The organism is Halobacillus dabanensis (genome assembly GCF_900114165.1).
Taxonomy (GTDB): Bacteria; Bacillota; Bacilli; order Bacillales; family Halobacillaceae; genus Halobacillus; species Halobacillus dabanensis.
In genome coordinates this window covers 45,110-67,650 of record NZ_FOSB01000005.1, presented here as the reverse complement: position 1 = coordinate 67,650, position 22,541 = coordinate 45,110, and the positions used below count along the sequence as shown (strand labels likewise).

Sequence of the window (22,541 nt, the reverse complement as noted above, 5' to 3'; positions counted from 1 at the left end):
ATGAAGGAGAATCTTATGCCTACGATAACAACCAACCATAGGCCAATCGTTTACGATGTAAAGAGAAACGATGTCGCCTTTATCAAAATCTACCTAGATGATTTAAATGGTGTACAGGTAACGACATCTCCAGAAAAAGCGGACGAAAAAATAAGCGCTTTTATTAAGAAAAAGGCGGACTGGATTCATGAAAGATGGGAAGATACCCACAAGGATCTGTACACGATCGACCAACTCGCTTTATCAGAAGAAGAGCAAAAAATCGCCTATCTCGGGCGTTCTTATCGATTAATTGTAGAAAAAGCAACACAACAAACGTTCAAGTTTCAGAAAGGGAAATTCGTTTTTCACTATTTGGATGGTTGGACAGAGGAGGAAGCAGCCGAACAACTGATAAGATCGGCCAAACAGTGGCTGTATGAAAAGGCTGCAGAAAAATTTCCGTCATTAAGTGAAGTACTAGTGGAAACCGAAGAAGATCATACTAGACTCGGCAAAAAGACCGGGCAGCATATTCACTTGAATTGGCGGCTCATTCAAAGATCGAAAGAAAACATTCAACAGACGATTGAAGATTTAATCCAGGAGAAAACGTGTTGAATAAGAATAGGTGACTTCTGGATTGTACTGCCAAAAACCTACGAAGACTGGCAATCTAAACGGTGCTTAATCCCACACGTTCCTCCAAAAATCATCATCTATGAAAATACCCATCAGGCATAGACACCTGATGGGTATTTTTTATATGAATAAAAGAAGGCTCAAAGCCATCACTGCCATTCCAGCCACCACACCGTAGATCGAAAGGTGTGCTTCCCCGTATCTTCTGGAAGCAGGCAATAGTTCATCTAATGAAATGAAGACCATAATACCGGCAACACCTGCAAATAAAATACCGAACATCATTTCGCTTAAGAAAGGCATCAATAATAAATACGCCAACACGGCTCCTACCGGCTCGGATAAACCGCTGAGGAAAGACAATTTAAACGCCTTTTTCTTATCCCCTGTCGCATAGTAGATCGGTACCGAAACTGCAATCCCTTCTGGAATATTATGAATCGCAATAGCAGCAGCAATCGCAAGACCAAGGGCCGGATCGTTCAAGGCAGCGGTAAATGTCGCAATCCCTTCCGGAAAGTTGTGAATGGCGATGGCCAGTGCTGTGAACGTTCCCATTTTTAATAAATCCGGATCTTTAATTGCCGTATCCCGTTTCGACATATCTTCGACCTTTTTCACTTCGTGCGGATTCCCCGATTTTGGAATGTATTTATCAATCAAGGCAATGACAAGCATCCCGCCAAAGAAGGCTCCGACAGTGGCCCAACGACCCGGCTCCTCCCCCATAGCGGTGACGAGCGAATCTTGCGCTTTGAAAAAAATCTCAACCATAGATACATAGATCATCACCCCTGCCGAAAAACCGAGGGCAACAGATAGGAATTTAGTATTCGTCGTCTTCGCAAAAAAAGCAATCAAACTTCCGACACCTGTCGCTAATCCAGCAAGTAGTGTGAGCCCGAAGGCCATAAATAAGTTTTCCATTGTACCTCTCCTTCAGTTCGAACGTTTTCACTAAGGACATTGTAACGAAAGTTTTTCCTATGTGCAACTTTTTTAGTTCCAGTTATATTTTATGTGCCCATTTAAGAAATGACACCTGTTTTTGGAAAGTTTTCTAATCATAATGATCGATTTTCAGTCATACTTTAATAATTTATAACTCCGGTGGTAAACATTCCCCATCTTCTTCCCGTTCACACACGGCCTGCTTAGAAATGATAATTTGCAAAGAAATAAAAAAACCACATCCTTTGTGGAATGTGGTGGAACATGGCTATTTTCAATCAAGGAAAATACTGAAACTGTGCTTCAACCTGGGCCACCGTCTCCAGCATACCCGGTTCTATCGGAGTGGTTGCTGCTCCTACAACCTCCGTCTTACTGAACGTTTGAAAAGGGGTCACAGGCGGGCTCCCGACTTCCGAAATTTTCACAGGGGTTTGGTCGAGGTTCAAATTCATGGTGTTCGCTATTGTCTGAGCGTTTGCGAGGGCATGACCGAGTGCAATACGCAATGCTTCCTGATGATTTTCATAGGGACTCTTAACCGAGAATTCAATATTGGACACCCGATTCGCTCCATTCGCAACAGCCGTATCAATGACATATCCGGTCCGACTAATATCGTCGATGGTTATATTCAGAGAGTGTGTCACCTGATATCCGCGGAACTCTTGCTTTCCATCTACATAATCATACTCCGGGAAGATAAAGTAGTCAGCGGTTTGGATGTGATCTTCCTCTATTCCTATTGCTACTAGTTGATCCCTTACCTGCTGGGTTATTTGAGCATTTTCTCTTTGTGCTTTTTCTAAGCTTTGGTCCTGGGTCACTACCCCGATCGTTACGGTGGCTATATCCGGTCTCACCTGGGCTTTGCCGATTCCATTCACCTTCAACAACCGTGCGTCACTTCCCCTTCCTGCCTGCCTCATTGCTGGATAATACATAAGGCACCCCTCCCTTCTTCATTACATGAAAATAGGATACAAAATATGTACACCCTTAAGAAAAGGAATATTTTCTCATAATTTTTACCAACCATTTGGAATATGTTGTAAAAAGGGGTGAGATGGATGGTGAACCAAAAATCTAACAGGGAAAATGGGTCTTCTTTTTTGAATATCATCCAGGAAGGGCTTCCAAGTACGAAGCAAAAAAAACGCATCATCCTTTTGGGTGCTGGTATGGCAGGACTTGTAGCGGGATCTCTCTTAAAGGACGCCGGCCATGACGTAATTATTTTAGAAGCGAACGACCGGGTAGGAGGACGTGTACATACCATCCGGGAACCTTTCACCAATGGGAACTACATAGACGCAGGCGCGATGCGCTTCCCAACTACTCACAAATTCGTCCAAGCCTATATAGAAAAATTCGGTCTGACTACGAACCCGTTCATCAATTCCACCCCCGAGGACCTTTTCATGATCCATGGCCAACAAGTGAAAAGAAAAGAATATGAACAAAACCCCGGCCTCCTCCACCTTACACTACCAGAGCATGAAAAAAGAAAAACAGCTAGAGAATTGTTCCTCTCTGCTGTCCAACCGTTTTTGGATTTATATGAAAACAGCAGCGACGAAGAAAAAGAGAGGTTAAAGAAGGAATTATCCCATTACTCGATGGAAGATTATTTGCGCAAAAATCCATTCGGTCCTTCTTTGTCCAGGAATGCGGTACGAATGATCAAACTTGTGCTTGGAATCGAAGGGTTTCCTGAATATTCCTTCCTGGATATTTTGATTGATATCACTTTTCCGATTTTCAATGGGGATACCAAATTCTTAGAAATCGCCGGAGGTAATGACCGCCTCCCCAACGCTTTTGTACCAGCCTTGATCGATAACATTTACTTTGAGCAAAAGGTTACGAAAATCATCCACCATCAGGACCGGGTGTCTGTTTATACGGAGGATCAGCGGTTCCATTCGAGTACTAGCTGGTCAGGAGATCTACTTTTGACAACCATCCCGTTCACAGCGTTCCAGTTCATTGATGTTTTCCCCCTTGAGTGTCTGTCCGTTAGAAAATGGCATGCCATCAGGGAAGTCATCAACGTTCCAGCAGTCAAGATTGGAATCGAATTTAAGACGAAGTTTTGGGAAAAATATCCCATCGGCCATATTGTCTCTGACCTCCCCACACGTTTTGTATATCAAAAGAGCCACCATCAAGGATTGCCTGGGCCTGGCATCCTCCTAGCAAGCTACACATGGGGCCACAACGCCCTTATCTTTAACAGCCTAAGCAAAAAGGAAGCCATCAAACAGGTGCTCCAGGATTTAGCACGCGTTTACGGTTCCATTGTTTATGAGGAATATATGAATGGCACCGTCTTCAATTGGAGCCAAAACCCATATTCGGCCGGTTGTTTTACATTGTTCACTCCAGGGCAAGCACAGGACCTTGAAGAAGTAATCCCAAGACCAGAAGGACTGATCCATTTTGCCGGTGAACACACCTCCTCCTACCACGGCTGGGTCGAAGGAGCCATCCAATCCGGAATCCGCGCCGCCAAACAAATCAATGATCAAAACTAAAAGCGGAAGCGCCCTGGGAGACTCGAAACGCATAAGTCAAACCTCGTCGTGACTGCCTTTGACCCAATGGTTAAAAATACAAAAAAACTCCTTCCATCTAAAAGATAGAAGGAGTCCCTATTATTCTTCTTCCTTATCCGTACTTAATTCTTCGCCGCTTCCACTCATGATCTTAACAGACTGGTTTTCTTTTTTCACTGGATAAACGACTTTGTACTTCTTCATCTTCACTTCCCCGTCGACTGTCTCTTCTGCCGTCAGAAAAGCGGTGACTTCTACTTGATCTTCTTGCGGGTCTGCAACAAGATTGTCGACCTGGACGCTCAATGTATTGTTATACCCCGAGCGGAAATTCTCAAATGAGAGGTCCTCCTGCCAGCTGCTGCTAAGCAAAGAGTAAGCAGTAACGAAATCCCCCTGATTGATGCTGTCATAAAAATATTGCACCATATAGCTTGCTTGCTCGGCATCCGTCCCTGTGACGGGAGAATATACTTCTTCTGTCAACTCCGGAAATTCTGGCAGAGAACGCATCGGTGACTCGCTCCACCGTTCAACCATCGGCAGTACATCTGAGATAGGGATACTGAATCCAATCGTTTCCTCATCCAATTTGGCCGAGTTTATCCCGATGACTTCCCCTGTTTCCCTATCAAGTAAAGGACCACCACTGTTTCCTGGTGAAATCGGTGCGGAAATTTGGTACAAGTTTTCATAGTGAAACGGTTCAATATCAAGGGTACGATCCAGTCCGCTGATTTCCCCACGTGTTACTGTGTTCTGTAATCCGAGCGGACTTCCAAGAGCCAGAATTTCATCAAGAAGTTCTGCTGTATCTTCCTTTCGGACAGGAAGTGGTTCTTTTCCTTTCAATCCCGGCACACGCACAACAGCTACATCCGTATCGCGGCTTAAGCCGATCACATCGCCCGGCATATTTTTCCCATCGGAAGTGATGACATTGACACTTTCCGTATTCGCAACGACGTGGGCATTCGTAATGACGTCCCCTTGATCATTGTATAAAAAGCCAGAGCCTACACTGCCATCATCCAGTTCGATTTGCACCACTAATTTTTGTGATTCAAAGATGATATCCTGTGTTTCTTTCGGTACTTCCTGATTTCCCGTTTCCTCTGCTGCCGGCTGATTCAAAACGGCCGAGACACTGATGTCTTCAGGAACTGCCGTCATAATATAGAAAACGCCCGCAATTCCTGCTCCCAATATAATAAGGGAGGAAAGAATGCTGATGATCCAAGAGCGTTTCATTTTTCATCCTCCTATTCTACTAACCACTCCATCTCGGTTATTTCGATAGAGTATTCCCCTTCTTCTAACTCATAATGAACTTTTTCGAATTTTCCTTTATTCCCAGGATTCAAATAGTTGGGATACACTTTTGCAGAATCCGAACGTACGATCTCCCCGTCCTTGTTTAAGATGTCATACATGACAGAAACTGTACTGATGATTTGCGTCGCGACACTTTCCAGCTCTCCACTCACTTTATAATCACCGAACTCATCTTTTGTTATGGATGAATCGATCACTTCTAAGGCTTGCGTCTGATTCCGCAGTTCGTCTTGGGCTGCCTGCTGCATCGCACTTTCCAGCCGCTGTTGTTCGGCTTGTTCGAATGCCTCTTTCTCCTGCTGAATCCGTTCTTTCAACTGTATCAATTTTTTATCATTCGAAACATATTGTAATCCTTGGTCAATCATCGCAACCGCCTCTGTGTATCGTTTCTCCTCCACTGCGGCTTCTGCTTTTTTCGTTGATTGATTAATAATCTTTTCAAAAATCTTATCCCTGACTTTTGACGCTTCCTCCAGGTTCAGGTCTGATAATGTATCTAACTTTGCTGCAAGTTCATCCACATTCGTAATTTTTGATAACTCCTGATTGACTTCTTGTAAGGTCAACCTCGAATCCATTTCATTCATTCTAGGTATAAGAGTGAGGAGAAGCTTGCTATCTTCCTGCCGCAACTGCTCTTGAATAGCAGACAGCTTTTCAGATGCTTCCTTCAAAGATTTTTCTTCCAGTAAACTAGACACCTCATCCAATTCTTTGTTCCAGCTGATGGCTTCTTGCACATGTTGCAATTCCGTTTGTAAAGCCTCCACTTCTGGACGCCGATCAATCGCACCCACCAGGAGTTTCTCGGCTTCCCGCAATTCCCCCGCAAGTGCCACCTCTTCGGCCTTTCGCTTCATTTCCAATACTTCTGCATTCACATTTGTTTCATGGTTATAAACAAAATAAAGGGCTACCACCACCACAACCAGCGCAATAACAGGTGTAATGATTGGCAACCGCCATCTTTTATCTTTACTATTCGGCTCTGGTCCGTCCGTTAAACTCTTTCCACAATGAGAACAGTAACGGGCTTCCTCGCTTATCTCATGCTTGCAATGAGGACATTCGATCATGTCCCGTCCTCCCTTTCTATCACTTCATAAAATATGGAATCTAACAAAATACTTATCTATTATATCATGCATGCTCATTGATTCGTAAACTCCATAGGTCCTTTTTTTGAAAAAAATTGAACCAATACAGGTAAAGCGCACGGGCCTAATTTTCCACTACAGCATACAATGATATATCTCAAACCCGAGAGGAGGGTCTTCATGGGAAACCGTCCGAATGAAAGCCAACCAAAAAGAAAGCCCTCGAAGCCATGTTGTGGACGCAAACGCAAAGGAACCACACGGTAAATAGAAAAGCGGAAGTGCCCTGGGAGACACGAAACGCATAAGCAAAACGGCTGGAGGAAGGTGCTTTCTCCTTCCGCAAGACGGATTGCCTCCCTTCACTTTTCACCCTACTATTTTTATAGAGCCGCTCTACATCAGCGGCTTTTTTTTATGGGTGTATTTTGTCATGAAAATGTAATCCAATTGTAGGTCTTTTGTCTTTGTTTACATAAAAGGCGGTTGGTACACTAAGGAAAGTTGAAATATGAAAGGGGACAAACCTCATGAAAAAACTTTTCACTTCCTTACTCCTTTTGCCTTTTATCGTTATGAGCTTCAGTCTTCAGACGTTTGCCGAAGAAACGGACAAGACTGCACAAAATATAGAGACGAAATCATTAATCCTTGATAAGAAGAAGAAAGAAATGGAACGTTTTCCGGAAGAAAAAAATAAAGAAGCCAAAGCTGTGTCTGCAAGTAAAGAAGTTGTTACACGGACGGTTGCCGTAGAAGCGACAGCCTACACTGCATTCTGTGAAGGTTGCAGTGGTAAAACATACACAGGCATCGACTTGCGTGCCAATCCGGACCAAAAAGTCATCGCTGTGGATCCAAACGTCATCCCGCTTGGCTCTAAAGTACGCGTACCTGGTTATGGTGTAGCTGTGGCTGGTGATGTCGGTGGAGATATTGAAGGAAATCGAATCGATATCTTTATGGCGAAGCAAACGGACGCCCTTGATTATGGGCGCCAACAAATCAAAGTTGAAATCTTGAACTAAGCTCTCCCTTGTTGGGGGAGCTTTTTCTTTGCCTATCCTTTTGCCGCCCTCCTTGACCGAGCCTGTGGAAGGAAGGGCAGCATAGGAGAAACAAATGGTAACAGGACCTTTGCCTCCGAATTTTTATAAGGAATAAAAGCCACCAAATGTTGACTCTTCTTAACGCTTAGAATGTTTGCGCCAGATCTTTCGCACGGGCAATTCCATTTTCTTTGATTTCTTCCGCTCTTTCCGGCATTGCAGCTTGTCCTTCAATAAACAATCCGTCGAATGAAGGAACACCAAAGAAGCTCATTACTGTATTCAAGTAGCGATGGCCCATTTCCATTGCGGCAGCGGGGCCTTCGGAGTAAATCCCTCCACGTGCTTGAATATGCAGTGCCTTCTTATCAGTTAACAAGCCAACGGGCCCTTCCTTGGTATATTTAAATGCTTTTCCTGCTACTGCAACGGAGTCAATATAAGCCTTCATTAATGGAGGGAAGGAGAAGTTCCATAGAGGGGTTACAAATACATATTTGTCAGCTTCGATGAATTGATCACTTAGCTCGTTTAAGCGTCCAACTTTTTCCTGCTCAGTTTGACTTAATTCTTCAAATCCTTTACCTGATTGTAGTTTCCCCCATCCTTGGAAAACATCTGCATCGATATATGGGATATTTTCTTTATAAAGGTCGATGTTCACTACTTCATCATTCGGATTTACTTCTTTATACGTATCGATGAAAGCTTTAGCTGCAGCCATGCTGTATGAGAGCTTTTCATCATGTGGGTGTGCTGTAATATACAATAATTTTGCCATCGTTAATCACCTCTCCAAACATAATATAAGTATAGTTTTTCTACTAAAAACTAAAAAATACATATGTTTCACGTTAAAAATATTGGCACTTGAGATATGCATAAAAAATACTAATAATCATCGCAAACTTAAAAAGGATTCGTCATAAGAGACGAATCCTGCCAATTATTTTATTTCATATGGGTTAGCGCTAATGTTTTTTCTCATTTCATCTGTTACTTCCAATGGTTCATCCACTGGTGTTTCTACGTTTTCTGCCACTTGCCCACTTCCGTCATAGTGGATCGGTTTTTGTTTCATTATTGGGCACCTCCTTTAATTTATTGTATATGAGAGCGCATGCAATTTAATAGTGCTATTTATATATATGAAAACAGTTTGCACTTGATTTTTATAAATATGTATTTTTTAACCTTAACGAAATGAAAAGCAATAATTCGAGTTGATTTGCACGTTAACCCTGGTGATCCTCTACCTCTATTTGCCCCGAAAAAGTTTTTTTACACAAACTATATTGACAAAAAGCCTGCATTTCTCCTTCCTTTCTATGCTTACCATGGTTTTGTAGATATAAATAAAAATAGACGCCCTGATATAGGACGTCTGGGATTCGAACATTATAATCAATATAGTTTTTGTAGTGCTTCTTTATTAAAGGCTAACAGATCATCCACTCTACCTTCTTGGACTTTCTTCACCCATTCAGGATCCATTAATAACGAACGGCCGATGGCTACAAGGTCGAACTCGTCACGCTCAAGTTTGTCCATTAATCCGTCAAGACTGGTTGATGCGGCCCCAGAGAAGTCCGTGAAGACACCATCAAGACCGACAGAACCGACAGAAATGACCGGTTTGCCTGAGAGTTTTTTCGTCCAGCCTGCAAGGTTTAAGTCGGAACCTTCGAACTCAGGCTCCCAGAACCTACGTGTGGAGCAGTGGAAAATATCAACACCAGCTTCAACAAGCGGCTTCAGGAATTGTTCCAACTCATCCGCAGTGTTGACCAATTTTGCTTGGAAGTCATTCATTTTCCATTGAGAGAAACGGAAAATGATCGGGAAATCTTCCCCGACTTCACGGCGGCATGCTTCTACGATTTCAACGGCGAACTGTGTACGCTTAACGAAATCTCCGCCATAACGGTCGGTGCGTTTATTGGTGTTTTCCCAGAAGAATTGGTCGATCAAGTAACCATGAGCACCATGGATTTCAATAGCATCAAAGCCGAGCCGCTTCGCATCCGCTGCTGCTTTGGCATAGGAAGCCACCAATGCCTCTACCTCTTCTGTAGATAAAGGTTCATTCACTTTCTCTCCATCTAAGCTTAGCCCTGATGGACCAACCGGCCATGCCTCTTCATTTGGAAGGTCACCCTTGCTGCGAGTCATTCCTACATGCCACAGCTGCGGGGCAATTTTACCGCCGGCATCATGCACTTCTTTCACAACATTAGCCCAGCCGTTCAATGCCTTTTCTCCATGAAACACAGGAATATTCGCACCAGACACAGAAGCTGGATGGTCAATCCCTGTTCCTTCTGTAATAATCAACCCGACTTCATTCTCCGCACGTCTGCGGTAATACGCTGCTACATCTTCATCAGGAACGTTTCCAGGAGAGAATCCGCGTGTCATCGGTGCCATTACGGTACGGTTCGGAAGGTTTAATTTATCACTAGTAAAAGTTTCGAATAATGGTTTCGTTGTTGTTTGGTTTGTCATTGATCTTCCTCCTTGTTCAACGATGTATGTAATTATTACAGATGAAAGAAGGAAACGAAAGAAATCTGTTTCTATCATCAATACTCGACAAGAATGGAGGAGTCAGATCTCTTGTTCTTATAGATGCATCTGCATTTCTGGATTTTATCTCTTTCCATATTGCGTTACTTTTCTGGACTGTAAAACCTTCTTTTTCAACGATTTCCTTAGCTTTAGGTATGGCATATGTAAATGTTTTTCTACTCCAACTGATGGTCGTGTTCAACCTCCCTTCTTTTTGGTTGGGCCCGGTGATTAACCACAATTATGTACCCCTTTTTACTCTTGAAGGATGGATACCAAGGTATCTATAAATAGCTCTTTAATGGAGGGGGAATTTTATTGTAAGAGAACAAATCCCAAACTCCTTGCTACAGAACTAAGTAAATTATTTCTTAAAAGATAACCCCTTCTCGTTCAAAGCCGCTTTAAGCTTCGGTAAGGATGCTGGCCCCATGCCATGAAATGTCAAAATTTCTTTTTCACTGTACGTCGATAAGCTTTTCAAAGAAGTTATTCCGTTATTTTCCAAAGCTCTTCTGGCTGGTGCTGATAGTAATGAGAGAAACCCACTCTCAGGTTTTCGTGCGTTTTCACAGATTGGACAAGTTGGACAATCACTGCTTTTATAATATTTGTGCCCTTTGTCACATATCCTTTGAATTTTTTGCGTCAAGGTGAACATCTCCTTAATTAATATTCTGGGCTACCTAGTAAATAACTATCGGTCTTTTCCTGCCAATGGAGAAGGCGAGTATAGTAATAATCTATCTATTCACTAACTGGACATTAGAAGTTATCTTTACCGTATTTATTGTCTTCACTTCAGTTCATAAATGGGCAATCCTCAGAGAAGCCAGGGGATGGTTCCTCTTATGCTTCATGATGGAAGCGCACGAACCGCCCTCTCGCTTCACTATAGAAAATTCATAGGACAATTGTACAACCCAATCAAATGGTATAAGTAATCATAGTCTATTCCATGGAGGTGAAACTATGTCTTTTAACCCGAAGGATAGGGATGATGAACAGGAAAGCCAACAACAAGAAGATCAGGAAGAAAACAATGAAACAGAAGATTCCTCTACTCCAACAATTAATATTACAGGTTCTTTTAATATCGTCATCATCCAATATGACACAGTAAATGAAGGCAGCATAAGTCCGGAAATTGCTCCTAGAGCTGAGGGAGGCGGGCAGATCAACAATGATGTTGGTGCCAACGCTAACCAAGGTGGTCAAAATGCCATCGACCATAGTGCATCTGAAAATAATAAATCTCAATTTGCTGACGGAAATGGCCGCAGTGGTATTGCAGGTAAAAACAATGATGAGATGGGAGGGCAGCAGGGAATTAAAGTCCGTGATAGTGAACTGGATGAAAGTATTGTAGGTTCTGTTTCAGACCAATTAGAAATCCACGAAGATGATATAGAGGTGGACGAAGAATGATAATAGATGGGGACGGTCCAACAGTTCACAAACAATAGACCCGTCCCTATGTTTTTATTATTAATGTAGTCATGGCATTGGTGTTAGCTTATTCTGCAATCATGATCTGGATTTAGAGTGAGGAATGAATCCATTGGAAAAATTCGTCTTTAATAAATAAGCCGGCATCACCGACTCGAAAGCGAGGAGACTGCCCTTATGCTTCATTAAGCAGTGCTCGAACCCTCCCCTCTTCATGATCATAAGTTTAGTTACTTTTTAATAAAAATACTACTTATGTCCACAAAGAACTGTTTTACATATAAAAGAACCCGGCACCTAATGACCCTTAGGTGCCGAGTTTTATGCTCAATCTCTGCTAAAACGTGTTCTTTTCGCACATTTATCCAGATAGAAGCTTTCCACCCCACTCGTGTGAAGCGCCACCCCATCTTCAAGGAACCACCATGTGCCACGGTCGAGCTGTTTGATGATGAACTCCGATGTTTCCCTTTCGTCCATCTCTTCGCTCAATTCTAGATCATGGGTCACCACTCGCTTACTATCCAGCAGAAAAATGACATGCCATTCTTTCTTTTTCGCCATAAGATCACTCCTCTATATATGTAGTTATCATTCATTACCCCGCTGCTTTTTAGTTTAATCCTAGAATCTGAACCCATACATTTTATTTCATTTTTATCTTTGGCTTCATCAAATGCCAACTCAATAATGCAGGTTCCTTAAAGCAAAGACTTCAAACAAATTAGGTTATATAGCTTCTTTTTGCTTGTACAACAAAAAAGCAACGCAGGAAGCGTCGCTTTTGTATCAGTCTTTATGTAGGGGGAGGAGCGCCAGATGTACGCCAGGATGTTCTTCGATTTGCTTTTTCACAAACAAAGAAAAACCAGCGATTGACATATGAGCGAACGACAGGTATAAGACATCCCTCCAATAATAATTATAGGTCGTCCTGTCTACACTTCGAGTTTACCACTCGTTTCCTTCATGTAGTGTTAATTCTACGTAAAGACTGAGCTTTGTTCTCTTTGTACAACCATTGTATGCAAAAAGATTTACAAATAGACGGGTCTCCTTTATAATAGCGAAAGTTCTTTAAAACTTAGTAATCAAATCGGATTTAGGAGGAATCAATATGCAACAACAGGCTATCAATGAAACGGTACAAGAGAACAACCGTTCCACCATGATCGCTCCACTCGATCCGGTGCAAAAACCTTTCGTATGGATTGGCGCGATTGTATCGTTGCTTTTATTTATAACTATCATTACGGTCACTAACTTTACTCAAGGAGTACTGTTCCTGATCGGTATCGGTTTCGGCCTCGTACTTTTACATGCACGTTTCGGCTTCACTAGTGCATTCAGAAGACTTATTTCGGTCGGAAACGTTCAAGGTTTACAGGCACATATGCTTATGCTGGCCGTAGCAACAACCCTTTTCGCAATTATTTTATCGACAGGCTTCAGCTTTACAGGTAACACTCCTCAAGGGTACGTCTTCCCTGTAGGGATAAGCGTTGTTTTCGGTTCTTTCCTTTTCGGAATCGGTATGCAGCTTGGTTCCGGTTGTGCATCTGGGACACTTTACACCGTTGGCGGCGGTAAATCGTCCATGGTGCTGACATTACTCGGCTTCATCGCAGGCTCTGTCCTTGGGGCATACCACATCGGATTCTGGCGTGAGACACCGACACTTCCTGCGATTTCGTTGGCAGAATCAACAGGTTTCGGTTATTTCGGTGGCTGGATTTTGCAATTAGCCATTTTCCTCGGCATTTACGGTATTACTGTCAAGATTGCCAAGAAAAAGAATCCACCTAGAATGGCACCACTGAAAACGACGACAGGACTGAAAAAACTTTGGCGCGGTGCATGGCCATTACTTTTAGCTGCCGTCATCCTCGGTGTGTTGAACGCCATTACTCTTGCTGTTCGCGGAAACCCTTGGGGAATCACTTCTGCTTTTGCTCTTTGGGGATCCAAATTCATTCAAATGTTCGGCGTCGATGTAGCGAATTGGACGTATTGGTCCGATGACCCTGCGCCGCTGAACCAGACGGTGCTCGCTGACTCCACAAGTGTGATGAACTTCGGAATCATCCTCGGTGCCTTCCTTGCAGCAAGTTTCCAGGGCAACTTCAAGCCTGGAAAAATCAAACCAGGCATCGCTACTGCATCGATTATCGGTGGTATCTTTATGGGATATGGTGCACGCCTAGCTTTCGGTTGTAACATCGGCGCATATTTCGGCGGCATCGCTTCTTTCAGTCTGCACGGCTGGGTATGGATGCTCATGGCACTTATCGGAACATATCTCGCATTGTTCCTGCGACCATTATTCGGCATGAAAAACCCGAACCCGAAAGACTCCATTTGTTAAAACAAAAGCGCAAGTGCCCCGATAGTTACGAAACGCATAAGCAAAGCGGCCGGAGGATGGTGGTTTTCCCTTCCACAGGACGGATTGCTTATGTCGCGAGTGTCTGGGCGCTGGAGCTGGATGATACTAACTACTAAAAGTTATTCTCTTCTTTATTTTATTAATCCCTAGGACACCGAAAAGCCTCCAGCATCGCGCTGGAGGCTTTTTTCACCCTATCGATCATGCCCCTGTTTCTTTTTTCAGAAAATGTGGTATGATAAAGACAGAAGAAGGATACACATAAGAAAAGGACCACAGCTGGCACTGCGGTCCCCCCGGATGAGCGTTCTGCCAAAGGGCGCAGCCTGTAAAAATAGACTCACCCGCATTCACGTCAGAATAGGGAGTCTATTTTTTTATGCGTAAAATCGCGACAACTAAGCCGAGAACGGACACGATGAACGAACTGAATGCGATCATCACCATCAACGATTCATACATACTCAGAGGCATCACCCCCTTTACTGTGGGGTTAGCCGACACCCTATTCAATTGGCAAAACACTATCCTCTATAAATTATAGCATGTCTTCTCCCTGAAATAGACAGGCTTTTTGGACTATTGCTGACTACTCGAAAAAACATTTATCGTTCCGCCAATTATAATAGCTCTACACCACTCATCAGACCAAGATACAAACTACTTACGAACAACAGACTGACAAACAGAGCACCCGAGACCGAGTCCCGTTTAACCATGGACCATGCCAGAAACAGGAATGCCCCTGCAATGATCATGAAAAGAACACTGATGACATTCGGTGCAAGGATGAGGGGGCCATAACTTTCCATCATAGTGAAGCTGCGAAAAAGAAAGGATGGATCCTGCTCGTTCAGCATTTGAGAGATATCCCGGGGAGGCTCTTGTTCTGTCATATATCCGGTGATGGTATAAACCAAAAGCACAAGAAGACTTTCCGCTCTCCACCAGCGTCGGGGTGAAAATGATGGACGGTTCTCGACTAGTTTTTTCATTAGGAAGCCGTTCACCAAAGCAAACCCTAGCAAAACAATAAACAAGAGGTGTTTGAGCAGTAAAGACTGGCCATAAGAAAATATCCAGGAAGACACAAGATTTTCCGTCAGCGCCAAGCTCATCACGATTCCAGTCAAGGCAATCCAAACCATACAGCCAACAGCCACTTTTGTAAACCAGCCCACAAAGTTCTGCCAGTTTCCCTCGTCTGTTGAGAACAGGCTGACAACCAGTAGAATACCTGACCATATCCCGACCGCCAGGAAATGAACCGTGTGGAATACCGCCCCTTGTACGGAGTTCATACTCGCTGAATGACCGATCAAACTTTGCAGGACAATCATCGCGATAATTAAGAACAGGCTCAACGAGTCAGCTAGCCTTTTTCTATGAATGGTATTTAAGATTACCACATGAAGTAAGGCTAAAAAAAGAAGAAGAAGCCAGGCCCTTCCCCCTTCAATATTAGTCAATACATAGATGAAGCTGGAAAGCCATCCTCCTTCTCTATATTCCTGAAGCGATGTCGCCAAATCGATGATCGGAACCATTGCGAAGATAGGAACCCCGATCGATAGAAGGATACCTATGTTTCCTGGAATGGCAAGCTTCACCTTTCTTTCCACAGGGATAAAAGCTAAAATGCTTATCCCGAGTAGAATGGAGAGACAAAGATATAGCCCTCCATTCGTCCAGGCATAAATCACGATTTCTTCCTTGCTCCGAAGAAGATAAGCCCTGCTGTAATGAGTAGTCCAACTCCTATCAGCGGCAACAACCATGAAGAACCGCCACTTTCCTGATCCTCAGCCTGCTGTTCATCCGTGGATTCAGTGGCTGACTCTGCTTCCTCTCCTTCATCTGTAGAAGAATCTTCTGTGGCTGCCTCCTCTTCTTCAAAAGCATCCGCCTCGTCACCACCATTATAGTTAAACATCAACGTATTCTCCATGACATGTCCATCTTCACCGATGATACTGTAAAAGAACTCGATTTCACCATCTTCCACTTCTTCCGGCACCTCAAATTCAAGCGTATCTTCAGGGGAATGAGTGAAGTTTTCAATCGTGTATTCTTCCCCTTGTTGATCGGTCACTGACAATGTGTTCGGCTCCTGTACCGGAGAATCGAAGGTTAAGGTGACGGCAGGGTCATCTCCACTCACCGTTCCTCCCTCTTCAGGTGTCGAACTTTGCAAATGTGTATGCGCTTCTACCGTTACTGGCAGGGTGAACGCAAAAAGTACAACAAGCATCATTATATATTTCATTATCCATTCTCCTCTTTCTAACTGTTTAACAAGCCCATCCATCATCCCTATTTATAACAGACCAGACGTTGAAAAACTAGAAGGAAAGATGGACAATTTCGTGAACGAAATGCCTTTGATCCATCCCAATACTATTATTAAATTTCATGAATACTTTACCGGAATTAAAATTTCTCCCAAATACTATTCGTATAGGCTATCTTCAAACCTGCTCGTTCCATATTCCTTTGACTTACACTTCCATATGCCGCCTGCCCTACGATTAAATGACAGTTTGAATCCATCGCCTTTATTATTCGTTGGTTTATGAGGGCCTTCTGTACCCCATGATTTCTATATTCAGGGACCGTAGCAGATGCTGCCAGTGTGGCAATACCATTTTTCACAAATAGAACACCCACCCCGGCAGGCTCTCCTTCCACCCTCGCTAAATAAAAAGCCCAGCGGCCACTTTGTAAAAGAACTTGGTTGTTTTCTGTAACCCCACTACTTAAAAACGACGGCATACCAAACCCTCTCGTATAAATATCCCCAAATCTATCAAAGTTCTCCCTTGTCATTTCTTCTATACTTATTCCAGTATTTAATTCCTTTTCGGTCGTTTGTGCTACTCCCTCTAATGTTCCATAAAGAGACGAATGGAAGCCGCTTTGAACATATCCTCTGTTACCCAAATTCCTAAACAGCTCTTTTGAAACCCTTATAGGAGTAATCTCGAATCTGGCCGGGAGTTCTTTAGCAGTGTAGAATTTTAAAATAGAATCAAGCTGGTCTGTCTCTGCATCTGTAATGCCTTTCACCGTATTGAACGATGGACCGGGAATGTTTCTCACAGAGAAAGCAACCGCGTTACCAAAAGTTTCGATAGCTACATTCATAGGGTTTCCATTTCTATCTCTTATCTTTTCCAGACGATCTGTTAATGTCTCAATGTCCGATTGTTCAATCACGCGGGCATTTTCTTTGGATAATAAAAAAGACATGATCACCACTCACTTCCATGAATAAAGTCCATCTGTTTATTTATTACACAGAAAAAGGCAGAACCCTTCTACAACATAGAAAATTAAATGAGGCTTCAAGCTAAAAACTGGCAGGCGTTTGGCACAACGATTGTCAAATATGAACAAAAAAGAAAGCGGGACGAATTCTTTCACATTCGTCCCGCTTTCCCTTCTGATGAATCCCATTTTCAGTAAATTCCCACACCTTCAAAGCACAGCGATTATACGTCTTCTTCCTCATCTTTTCTATATTCCAGAACATCACCAGGCTGGCAATCCAGCGCTTGACAAATCGCCTCCAAAGTTGAAAACCGTACCGCCTTCGCTTTGCCGTTTTTCAATATCGAAAGGTTCGCCATCGTAATGCCCACCTTTTCTGAAAGCTCGGTTACACTCATTTTCCGTTTCGCCAGCATCACATCAATATTTATCACTATTGCCATTATACTCACCTCAGACCGTAAGATCATTTTCTGATTTTATGTTAATGGCTTCCTGTAAAAGCCTTTGGAGAACAGCCGCAAACACCGCAATCACCGTTGAAGCAAAAACAATGAACATCCCGATCAAAATAAGACCAGGCGCATCGTCCGCCTCAGCTATGATATAGATGAATGGTAAAAATATAACATAAAGAATACTAATGAGAACCGCACAACGCTTGATTATCCTTAATGCTTTTACAGATAAGTCAGAGAATGCCTTATTTTTGTCAATGAAGGTAAGCAATTGATATGCCTGATACAGAGCACAATAAAAAGGAATGGCCGTCCCATACACATAAATCAGTACAAGGGCCTCGATCAAAGGAAAATCTGTGAATATTTCAGCAGCATAATCGGCCATCCCTGGTACGAAAAAAATACATAAAGCAAGAATCGGTAATCCGAGAAGAATGACAGCCACTTTCAAAAAGAGTGTTGTTCCACGTTTCATAATTCCTAGCACCTCATTTCATTTGGTCCATTTGATTATAAACCTATATTTATCGTTTTTCAATAAAAATATATCCTTTTTAGTGATAATATTGTTGTTGTTTTATTCAAATGATTTTTAAAATAGCAGTCTTCAGGATAGAAGATCTGTTTTTAACATTAACTCTGTAAAAGGTTTGAATTTACACAGCACAAGAAAACATCCAATTTAATGGATGTTTTTTCGATCGGTGACCGCCCCCCAGTGCGTTAGTGATTTAGCAATTGGTAGAAGCAGTTCCATGCTATTAGAAAGGATATTTCCTAATAAAAGTTGTTTCACAAAAGAAAAGCCTTACAGAGAACCCTCCCTGTAAGACTTTCCCGAAAAACTATCGATACATTTCTGTTAACCACATCGACAATGCAGGAACATACGTAATAATAAACAAAGCGAAAATCATCACCACTAAAAGCGGAAGGACGCCTACGACGATTTTTTCAAATTTCACTTTTCCGACGGTGGAGGCAACGAATAAATTGACACCAACAGGCGGGGTGACAAATCCGATGGCCAGGTTAGCGACTAAAATGACACCAAAGTGGACGGGATCTACGCCGAACTCTGTGACGATCGGCAGCAGAACTGGTGTCAAAATCACTACAGCAGAGATCGTATCAATGAACATACCGACGAGCAGAAGCAACAGGTTAATGACGAGCAATATGAAAATCGGGTTCGTCGTTAGCCCTGTCAGGTAGCTTGATATTTGATCCGGTAGCTGGACGAGCGTCATAAAATGGGCAAAAGAGACGGACAGGCAGATAATGATCATCGTCGTTGAATTGATGATGATCGTTTGAATGAATGAATCATAGACCGTTTTCCATGTCAGTTCTTTATAAATGAAAGCTCCGATAATGAGAGCGTAGACCACAGATACGACGGCCGCTTCTGTCGGAGAGAAGATACCTCCATAAATTCCGCCTAAAATGATGACTGGGATAAACAGTGCCCACTTCGCATCGTTTAATGCGCGGAACACTTCTTTTCCGGTCGTCTTGGAACCGTCTTCTGGACGGTAGTTATTTTTCACAGAAATGACATACGCGGTTACCATTAATAGTACGGCAATGAGCATCCCCGGGATAATCCCTGCGATGAACATGTCTCCGACTGATACATTCGCCGTCACGCCGTAGATGACAAAAGGGATGCTCGGCGGGATGATGACCCCGATTGAACCTGCTGCAGCCGGTACACTGGCAGCAAAGCCCGGCTTATAATTTTTTGCGATCATCGCTGGAATCATAAAGCCGCCAATAGCGGCAACAGTTGCAGGGCCTGAACCTGAAATTGCTGCGAAAAACATACAGGCGACGATCGTAACCATCGACAATCCGCCGGTCATCCAGCCGACCATGGAAGTTGCTAAGTGAAGCAGTCGTTTAGAAACGCCGCCTTTCCCCATCAATATGCCGGCAAGCATGAAGAAGGGGATGGCTAATAACGGAAAAGAATCTAAGGAAGTAAAGGCTTTTTGAACGATGGTACCGAGAGGGAGTGTCGTTCCGAAGTAAATGGCTGTTAAAGCCGATACCCCAAGAGAGATCGCGATCGGGACTCCGATAAGCAAACAGACGAGCAACGTTCCAAATAAGAGAAGGACACTCATGTGACGATCCCCTCACTTTTTGGTTTTTCATAATTCCCTTTCCAAATCTCTATAAGCTGGAAAACTAATCGGACCGCCATCCCCAAAGATCCGATCGGCACAGCGACCATTGGAAGCCACATCGGAATCTGCATCGCAGGTGACCGTTGACCGTAACTGATGGTGTCCATCACAAGGGCTGTTCCGAATATCGCTAAAAATAATACGAGCGAAAACCACAAAATGACGCTGATTGATTCCAGTATTTTTCTCCCTATTCCTTGAAACAGGCTGATGAATGCATCGACACGTATATGTTCTCTCAATTTCACGGCATAGCTTGCGCCGATCCACACTTGAAATATGTGTAAATAGCGTGCGATTTCTTCCGTCCAGCTTGGAGCGGACTGGAAGATGTACCGTCCAACAACTTGTCCAAAAATGAGGACGACCATTAGGACTAGTGTTGACACGAGTATACCTTTTTCAACGTTTGCGAAAATCTTCGCCATGACTGTCCCACCCTATTATGTATTAAAAGGAAGGCAGCCGCCTTCCTTTTTTCTATCGTTATTCACTGGCATTTTGAACGTCTTCGAGGAGGTCCGCACCAATCTCCTCTTTAAATTCTTCATAAACCGGTTCCACTTCATCCCGGAAGGATTCCATCAATTCATCAGAAGGTTCATTAACTTCCATACCTTCTGCTTTTAATTCTTCCAGAAACTCACTATCCTGCTTCCGAGCCAGTTCCCTTTGTTCTTTCCGGTATTCTTCGGAAGCCTCCACGACTAACTCCTGCAAGTCTGGGGAAAGACTTTCGTAAAATTCATTATTCATCAATAGAGCCGTCGGCGCATACACATGGCCCGTCAATGTCAGATAGTCCTGTACTTCAAAGAACTTATTCGTATAAAACAATGACACGGGCGCTTCCATTGCGTCATAAGTCCCTTGCTGAAGGGCTGTATAAAGCTCACCGAAAGCGAAAGGTGAAGCATTCATTCCGAGGGCATTGAAGGTTGCCGTGTGAACCGGGCTTTCCAGTGTACGCATCTTCAGCCCCTGAATATCCTCCAGAGATTCCACCGGCCCCTCGTTATTCGATAGATGACGGAAACCATTTTCTGCAAAAACAAGTCCTTTAATGTTTTGTTCTGTCAGATCATCAAGCAGACCTTGTCCAATCTCTCCATCTAACACTTGATAAGCCTGCTCGTAGTTTTCAAATAAGAAAGGAAGATCAAACACCATGAAGTCTTTATTAAAAGAAGAGATCGATGCAACCGCTGGAATCGTCATTTCCACGTTTCCTTGCTGGACTGCTTCAATCGCTTCCCGATCAGATGGATAAAGTTCCCCATTCGGGTGAATCTCGACTGTAATTTGACCATCCGATTCTTCTTCCACCTTCTCTTTAAAAGATTCCGCTGCAATATGAGAAGATTGATCTTCCGAAACTAAGTGAGCAATACTGATCTTGTAACTTTCTCCTCCGCCATCCTCTGAATCACCACCGGCTGAATCTGGGCGTCCGCAAGCAGCTAACGTGAGCAAAGCTGCGAATAGAACCATTAACTTCTTCATATGTACTCCCCCTGTGTCTTATTGCGTAATTCGTTTAACAATATTGTCCATATGTATATTCATCGCTTCGACGGCTCGCTCCACACCTCCATCCTGTACCGCTTCCAATATGCTTTCATGCTCGTCACAAGCTGCGTCGGCACTTTTAGGCAGCGTGTTAGATAAGATGATGAATGCACGATAATCCCCTGAATTCATTTGCAAAATCAAATCTTGCAGCTTCTTGTTCCTATTGACTTTTGTAAGCAATAAATGAAAATCCCGATCCAACTCAAAAAAAGTCTCATAATCTTCTTTTGCAACCGCTTTCCTTTGATTCGATACATTATTCCGCAGTTGTTCGATGATCTCCTTAGATAAAATAGGGGTGACCGTTCGAAGGTTGTGCGTTTCCAGCAGCGTGCGAATTTCCATCAGATGTAAGGAACTTTCCATTGTAAACGTAGCCACCTTGGCTGGTTTGCCATTTCGCAGAACAACGAGGCCATCCATAGAAAGACGGCGCAAAGCATCACGCAGCGGCGTTCGACTGACACCGATCTGCTTAGCAATTTTCTCTTCCCGTAATTCTTGATCAGGAGAGAGCTCACCAGAAACAATAGACTGACGCAGCAAGTCGTACGTCTGCTCCGTTATCGACATCTTCTTATGGATCTTTTTCATGAATCACTCCACCCGCAATTTTTCTGTATACAGTATACTGGAAATTGTATAAGAGATTAGTGTTTTTGTAAACTGAATTTTTTAAAAATTAGGAATAAGCTGCAAATAACACTCGTTAATCCAAAGAATATCCAGGCTTAATTTAAAATTCGAAGTAGGAAAACTAACCATCAAATAGTTCCTTCACAGGGAGCAATTTGATGGTGTATGATCTGGTATAACACTTTGATTTTGTCAAAAGTTTTATCCATTTCACTCCATACATTTAATATCCTGTTACGTGATCCTTTCAAACTTTTCATTTTTGCTCTTGAATACTTTCCTGCATAACCCCATCCTCTTCCCCGTCTCAAAACCTCAAAGGGGTAGGGGTAGACCCCGGAGCTGGATGATTCAAATGTGCAAGCGCCTTGCTCACCCCCGACATGCTTAAGC

24 protein-coding genes are annotated in these 22,541 nt (G+C 43.1%); 5 read left to right on the top strand and 19 right to left on the bottom strand.

Translation table 11 applies throughout. The features are described 5' to 3' along the window. A complete protein-coding gene (locus tag BMZ58_RS09780) occupies nt 1-600 on the top strand; it encodes a YgjP-like metallopeptidase domain-containing protein (RefSeq protein ID WP_167360059.1) in 600 nt (199 codons plus the stop codon). A gap of 141 nt (nt 601-741) precedes the next feature. Here the strand turns inward: BMZ58_RS09780 and zupT are convergent, their stop codons facing one another. Next, entirely contained in the window at nt 742-1,548 is an 807-nt protein-coding gene (gene zupT / locus BMZ58_RS09775; protein WP_075036379.1) for a zinc transporter ZupT, read from the bottom strand. Between the two features lie 302 nt (nt 1,549-1,850). Then, entirely contained in the window at nt 1,851-2,516 is a 666-nt protein-coding gene (locus tag BMZ58_RS09770) for an SIMPL domain-containing protein (RefSeq protein WP_075036378.1), read from the bottom strand. 126 nt (nt 2,517-2,642) lie between these two features. On the opposite strand from BMZ58_RS09770, the gene BMZ58_RS09765 reads away from it, so the two are divergent. Then, nucleotides 2,643-4,109, top strand: coding sequence for a flavin monoamine oxidase family protein (locus BMZ58_RS09765; RefSeq protein WP_075036377.1), 1,467 nt, complete (start codon nt 2,643-2,645; stop codon nt 4,107-4,109). Between the two features lie 120 nt (nt 4,110-4,229). Here BMZ58_RS09765 and BMZ58_RS09760 read toward each other — a convergent pair whose 3' ends face one another. Together BMZ58_RS09760 and BMZ58_RS09755 are read right to left on the bottom strand one after the other, a co-directional pair. Further along, complete coding sequence (locus BMZ58_RS09760; protein ID WP_075036376.1) at nt 4,230-5,381, bottom strand: S1C family serine protease; 1,152 nt, start codon at nt 5,379-5,381, stop codon at nt 4,230-4,232. An 11-nt stretch (nt 5,382-5,392) separates the two neighbouring features. After that, complete coding sequence (locus BMZ58_RS09755) at nt 5,393-6,544, bottom strand: zinc-ribbon domain-containing protein (RefSeq protein ID WP_075036375.1); 1,152 nt, start codon at nt 6,542-6,544, stop codon at nt 5,393-5,395. A 551-nt stretch (nt 6,545-7,095) separates the two neighbouring features. Here BMZ58_RS09755 and BMZ58_RS21715 point away from each other — a divergent pair. Beyond that, nucleotides 7,096-7,593, top strand: a complete 498-nt coding sequence (locus BMZ58_RS21715; RefSeq protein WP_083412671.1) for a 3D domain-containing protein — start codon at nt 7,096-7,098, stop codon at nt 7,591-7,593. A 166-nt stretch (nt 7,594-7,759) separates the two neighbouring features. Here the strand turns inward: BMZ58_RS21715 and BMZ58_RS09745 are convergent, their stop codons facing one another. The 4 genes from BMZ58_RS09745 to BMZ58_RS09730 all read right to left on the bottom strand — a co-directional run bounded on the left by BMZ58_RS09745 (nt 7,760) and on the right by BMZ58_RS09730 (nt 10,843). Further along, nucleotides 7,760-8,395, bottom strand: a complete 636-nt coding sequence (locus BMZ58_RS09745; protein WP_075036374.1) for an FMN-dependent NADH-azoreductase — start codon at nt 8,393-8,395, stop codon at nt 7,760-7,762. Between the two features lie 165 nt (nt 8,396-8,560). Then, on the bottom strand, nt 8,561-8,695 hold the full coding sequence (locus BMZ58_RS21610) for a hypothetical protein (protein WP_279626127.1): 135 nt from the start codon (nt 8,693-8,695) through the stop codon (nt 8,561-8,563). A gap of 323 nt (nt 8,696-9,018) precedes the next feature. Beyond that, on the bottom strand, nt 9,019-10,119 hold the full coding sequence (locus tag BMZ58_RS09740; protein ID WP_075036373.1) for an NADH:flavin oxidoreductase: 1,101 nt from the start codon (nt 10,117-10,119) through the stop codon (nt 9,019-9,021). A gap of 427 nt (nt 10,120-10,546) precedes the next feature. Next, entirely contained in the window at nt 10,547-10,843 is a 297-nt protein-coding gene (locus BMZ58_RS09730; protein WP_075036371.1) for an RNA polymerase alpha subunit C-terminal domain-containing protein, read from the bottom strand. A gap of 311 nt (nt 10,844-11,154) precedes the next feature. Between BMZ58_RS09730 and BMZ58_RS09725 the strand changes: the two genes are divergently transcribed. Further along, nucleotides 11,155-11,610: a hypothetical protein gene (locus BMZ58_RS09725; protein WP_075036370.1), complete on the top strand. Its 456-nt coding sequence runs from the start codon at nt 11,155-11,157 to the stop codon at nt 11,608-11,610. A 348-nt stretch (nt 11,611-11,958) separates the two neighbouring features. Here BMZ58_RS09725 and BMZ58_RS09720 read toward each other — a convergent pair whose 3' ends face one another. After that, entirely contained in the window at nt 11,959-12,195 is a 237-nt protein-coding gene (locus tag BMZ58_RS09720; RefSeq protein WP_075036369.1) for a hypothetical protein, read from the bottom strand. A 553-nt stretch (nt 12,196-12,748) separates the two neighbouring features. On the opposite strand from BMZ58_RS09720, the gene BMZ58_RS09715 reads away from it, so the two are divergent. Next, nucleotides 12,749-13,996, top strand: a complete 1,248-nt coding sequence (locus BMZ58_RS09715) for a YeeE/YedE family protein (RefSeq protein WP_075036368.1) — start codon at nt 12,749-12,751, stop codon at nt 13,994-13,996. Between the two features lie 390 nt (nt 13,997-14,386). Here the strand turns inward: BMZ58_RS09715 and BMZ58_RS21755 are convergent, their stop codons facing one another. From BMZ58_RS21755 to BMZ58_RS09670, 10 genes are all read right to left on the bottom strand, one after another. Then, complete coding sequence (locus tag BMZ58_RS21755; RefSeq protein ID WP_370551098.1) at nt 14,387-14,458, bottom strand: putative holin-like toxin; 72 nt, start codon at nt 14,456-14,458, stop codon at nt 14,387-14,389. A 179-nt stretch (nt 14,459-14,637) separates the two neighbouring features. Then, nucleotides 14,638-15,720, bottom strand: coding sequence for a copper resistance D family protein (locus BMZ58_RS09710; protein ID WP_075036367.1), 1,083 nt, complete (start codon nt 15,718-15,720; stop codon nt 14,638-14,640). Further along, nucleotides 15,717-16,283, bottom strand: a complete 567-nt coding sequence (locus BMZ58_RS09705) for a copper resistance CopC family protein (protein WP_075036366.1) — start codon at nt 16,281-16,283, stop codon at nt 15,717-15,719. Before BMZ58_RS09705 ends, BMZ58_RS09710 begins: the two co-directional genes overlap by 4 nt. Nucleotides 16,284-16,447: 164 nt before the next feature. Next, nucleotides 16,448-17,266 carry a GNAT family N-acetyltransferase gene (locus BMZ58_RS09700; RefSeq protein WP_075036365.1) on the bottom strand — a complete coding sequence of 273 codons (819 nt, stop codon included), beginning with the start codon at nt 17,264-17,266 and terminating at the stop codon, nt 16,448-16,450. 242 nt (nt 17,267-17,508) lie between these two features. Continuing rightward, nucleotides 17,509-17,730, bottom strand: a complete 222-nt coding sequence (locus BMZ58_RS09695) for a helix-turn-helix domain-containing protein (RefSeq protein ID WP_075036364.1) — start codon at nt 17,728-17,730, stop codon at nt 17,509-17,511. A 10-nt stretch (nt 17,731-17,740) separates the two neighbouring features. Beyond that, the gene (locus BMZ58_RS09690) at nt 17,741-18,223 is read right to left on the bottom strand and encodes a DUF2975 domain-containing protein (RefSeq protein WP_075036363.1); all 483 of its coding nucleotides are present in this window, start codon (nt 18,221-18,223) and stop codon (nt 17,741-17,743) included. A gap of 370 nt (nt 18,224-18,593) precedes the next feature. Continuing rightward, nucleotides 18,594-19,877 carry a TRAP transporter large permease gene (locus BMZ58_RS09685; RefSeq protein ID WP_075036362.1) on the bottom strand — a complete coding sequence of 428 codons (1,284 nt, stop codon included), beginning with the start codon at nt 19,875-19,877 and terminating at the stop codon, nt 18,594-18,596. Next, nucleotides 19,874-20,368: a TRAP transporter small permease gene (locus BMZ58_RS09680; RefSeq protein ID WP_075036361.1), complete on the bottom strand. Its 495-nt coding sequence runs from the start codon at nt 20,366-20,368 to the stop codon at nt 19,874-19,876. The genes BMZ58_RS09685 and BMZ58_RS09680 overlap by 4 nt, the downstream gene beginning before the upstream one ends. Nucleotides 20,369-20,426: 58 nt before the next feature. After that, a complete protein-coding gene (locus BMZ58_RS09675) occupies nt 20,427-21,443 on the bottom strand; it encodes a DctP family TRAP transporter solute-binding subunit (RefSeq protein ID WP_075036360.1) in 1,017 nt (338 codons plus the stop codon). Nucleotides 21,444-21,461: 18 nt separating this feature from the next. Continuing rightward, the gene (locus BMZ58_RS09670) at nt 21,462-22,106 is read right to left on the bottom strand and encodes a GntR family transcriptional regulator (RefSeq protein ID WP_075036359.1); all 645 of its coding nucleotides are present in this window, start codon (nt 22,104-22,106) and stop codon (nt 21,462-21,464) included. Nucleotides 22,107-22,541: the final 435 nt, after the last annotated feature.

Bases quoted from the DNA above. Each gene is read 5' to 3' on its own strand.
- BMZ58_RS09780 (WP_167360059.1), top strand. From the start codon at position 1: ATGAAGGAGAATCTTATGCCTACGATAACAACCAACCATAGGCCAATC.
- zupT (WP_075036379.1), bottom strand. From the start codon at position 1,548: ATGGAAAACTTATTTATGGCCTTCGGGCTCACACTACTTGCTGGATTA.
- BMZ58_RS09770 (WP_075036378.1), bottom strand. From the start codon at position 2,516: ATGTATTATCCAGCAATGAGGCAGGCAGGAAGGGGAAGTGACGCACGG.
- BMZ58_RS09765 (WP_075036377.1), top strand. From the start codon at position 2,643: ATGGTGAACCAAAAATCTAACAGGGAAAATGGGTCTTCTTTTTTGAAT.
- BMZ58_RS09760 (WP_075036376.1), bottom strand. From the start codon at position 5,381: ATGAAACGCTCTTGGATCATCAGCATTCTTTCCTCCCTTATTATATTG.
- BMZ58_RS09755 (WP_075036375.1), bottom strand. From the start codon at position 6,544: ATGATCGAATGTCCTCATTGCAAGCATGAGATAAGCGAGGAAGCCCGT.
- BMZ58_RS21715 (WP_083412671.1), top strand. From the start codon at position 7,096: ATGAAAAAACTTTTCACTTCCTTACTCCTTTTGCCTTTTATCGTTATG.
- BMZ58_RS09745 (WP_075036374.1), bottom strand. From the start codon at position 8,395: ATGGCAAAATTATTGTATATTACAGCACACCCACATGATGAAAAGCTC.
- BMZ58_RS21610 (WP_279626127.1), bottom strand. From the start codon at position 8,695: ATGAAACAAAAACCGATCCACTATGACGGAAGTGGGCAAGTGGCAGAA.
- BMZ58_RS09740 (WP_075036373.1), bottom strand. From the start codon at position 10,119: ATGACAAACCAAACAACAACGAAACCATTATTCGAAACTTTTACTAGT.
- BMZ58_RS09730 (WP_075036371.1), bottom strand. From the start codon at position 10,843: ATGTTCACCTTGACGCAAAAAATTCAAAGGATATGTGACAAAGGGCAC.
- BMZ58_RS09725 (WP_075036370.1), top strand. From the start codon at position 11,155: ATGTCTTTTAACCCGAAGGATAGGGATGATGAACAGGAAAGCCAACAA.
- BMZ58_RS09720 (WP_075036369.1), bottom strand. From the start codon at position 12,195: ATGGCGAAAAAGAAAGAATGGCATGTCATTTTTCTGCTGGATAGTAAG.
- BMZ58_RS09715 (WP_075036368.1), top strand. From the start codon at position 12,749: ATGCAACAACAGGCTATCAATGAAACGGTACAAGAGAACAACCGTTCC.
- BMZ58_RS09705 (WP_075036366.1), bottom strand. From the start codon at position 16,283: ATGAAATATATAATGATGCTTGTTGTACTTTTTGCGTTCACCCTGCCA.
- BMZ58_RS09700 (WP_075036365.1), bottom strand. From the start codon at position 17,266: ATGTCTTTTTTATTATCCAAAGAAAATGCCCGCGTGATTGAACAATCG.
- BMZ58_RS09695 (WP_075036364.1), bottom strand. From the start codon at position 17,730: ATGGCAATAGTGATAAATATTGATGTGATGCTGGCGAAACGGAAAATG.
- BMZ58_RS09690 (WP_075036363.1), bottom strand. From the start codon at position 18,223: ATGAAACGTGGAACAACACTCTTTTTGAAAGTGGCTGTCATTCTTCTC.
- BMZ58_RS09685 (WP_075036362.1), bottom strand. From the start codon at position 19,877: ATGAGTGTCCTTCTCTTATTTGGAACGTTGCTCGTCTGTTTGCTTATC.
- BMZ58_RS09680 (WP_075036361.1), bottom strand. From the start codon at position 20,368: ATGGCGAAGATTTTCGCAAACGTTGAAAAAGGTATACTCGTGTCAACA.
- BMZ58_RS09675 (WP_075036360.1), bottom strand. From the start codon at position 21,443: ATGAAGAAGTTAATGGTTCTATTCGCAGCTTTGCTCACGTTAGCTGCT.
- BMZ58_RS09670 (WP_075036359.1), bottom strand. From the start codon at position 22,106: ATGAAAAAGATCCATAAGAAGATGTCGATAACGGAGCAGACGTACGAC.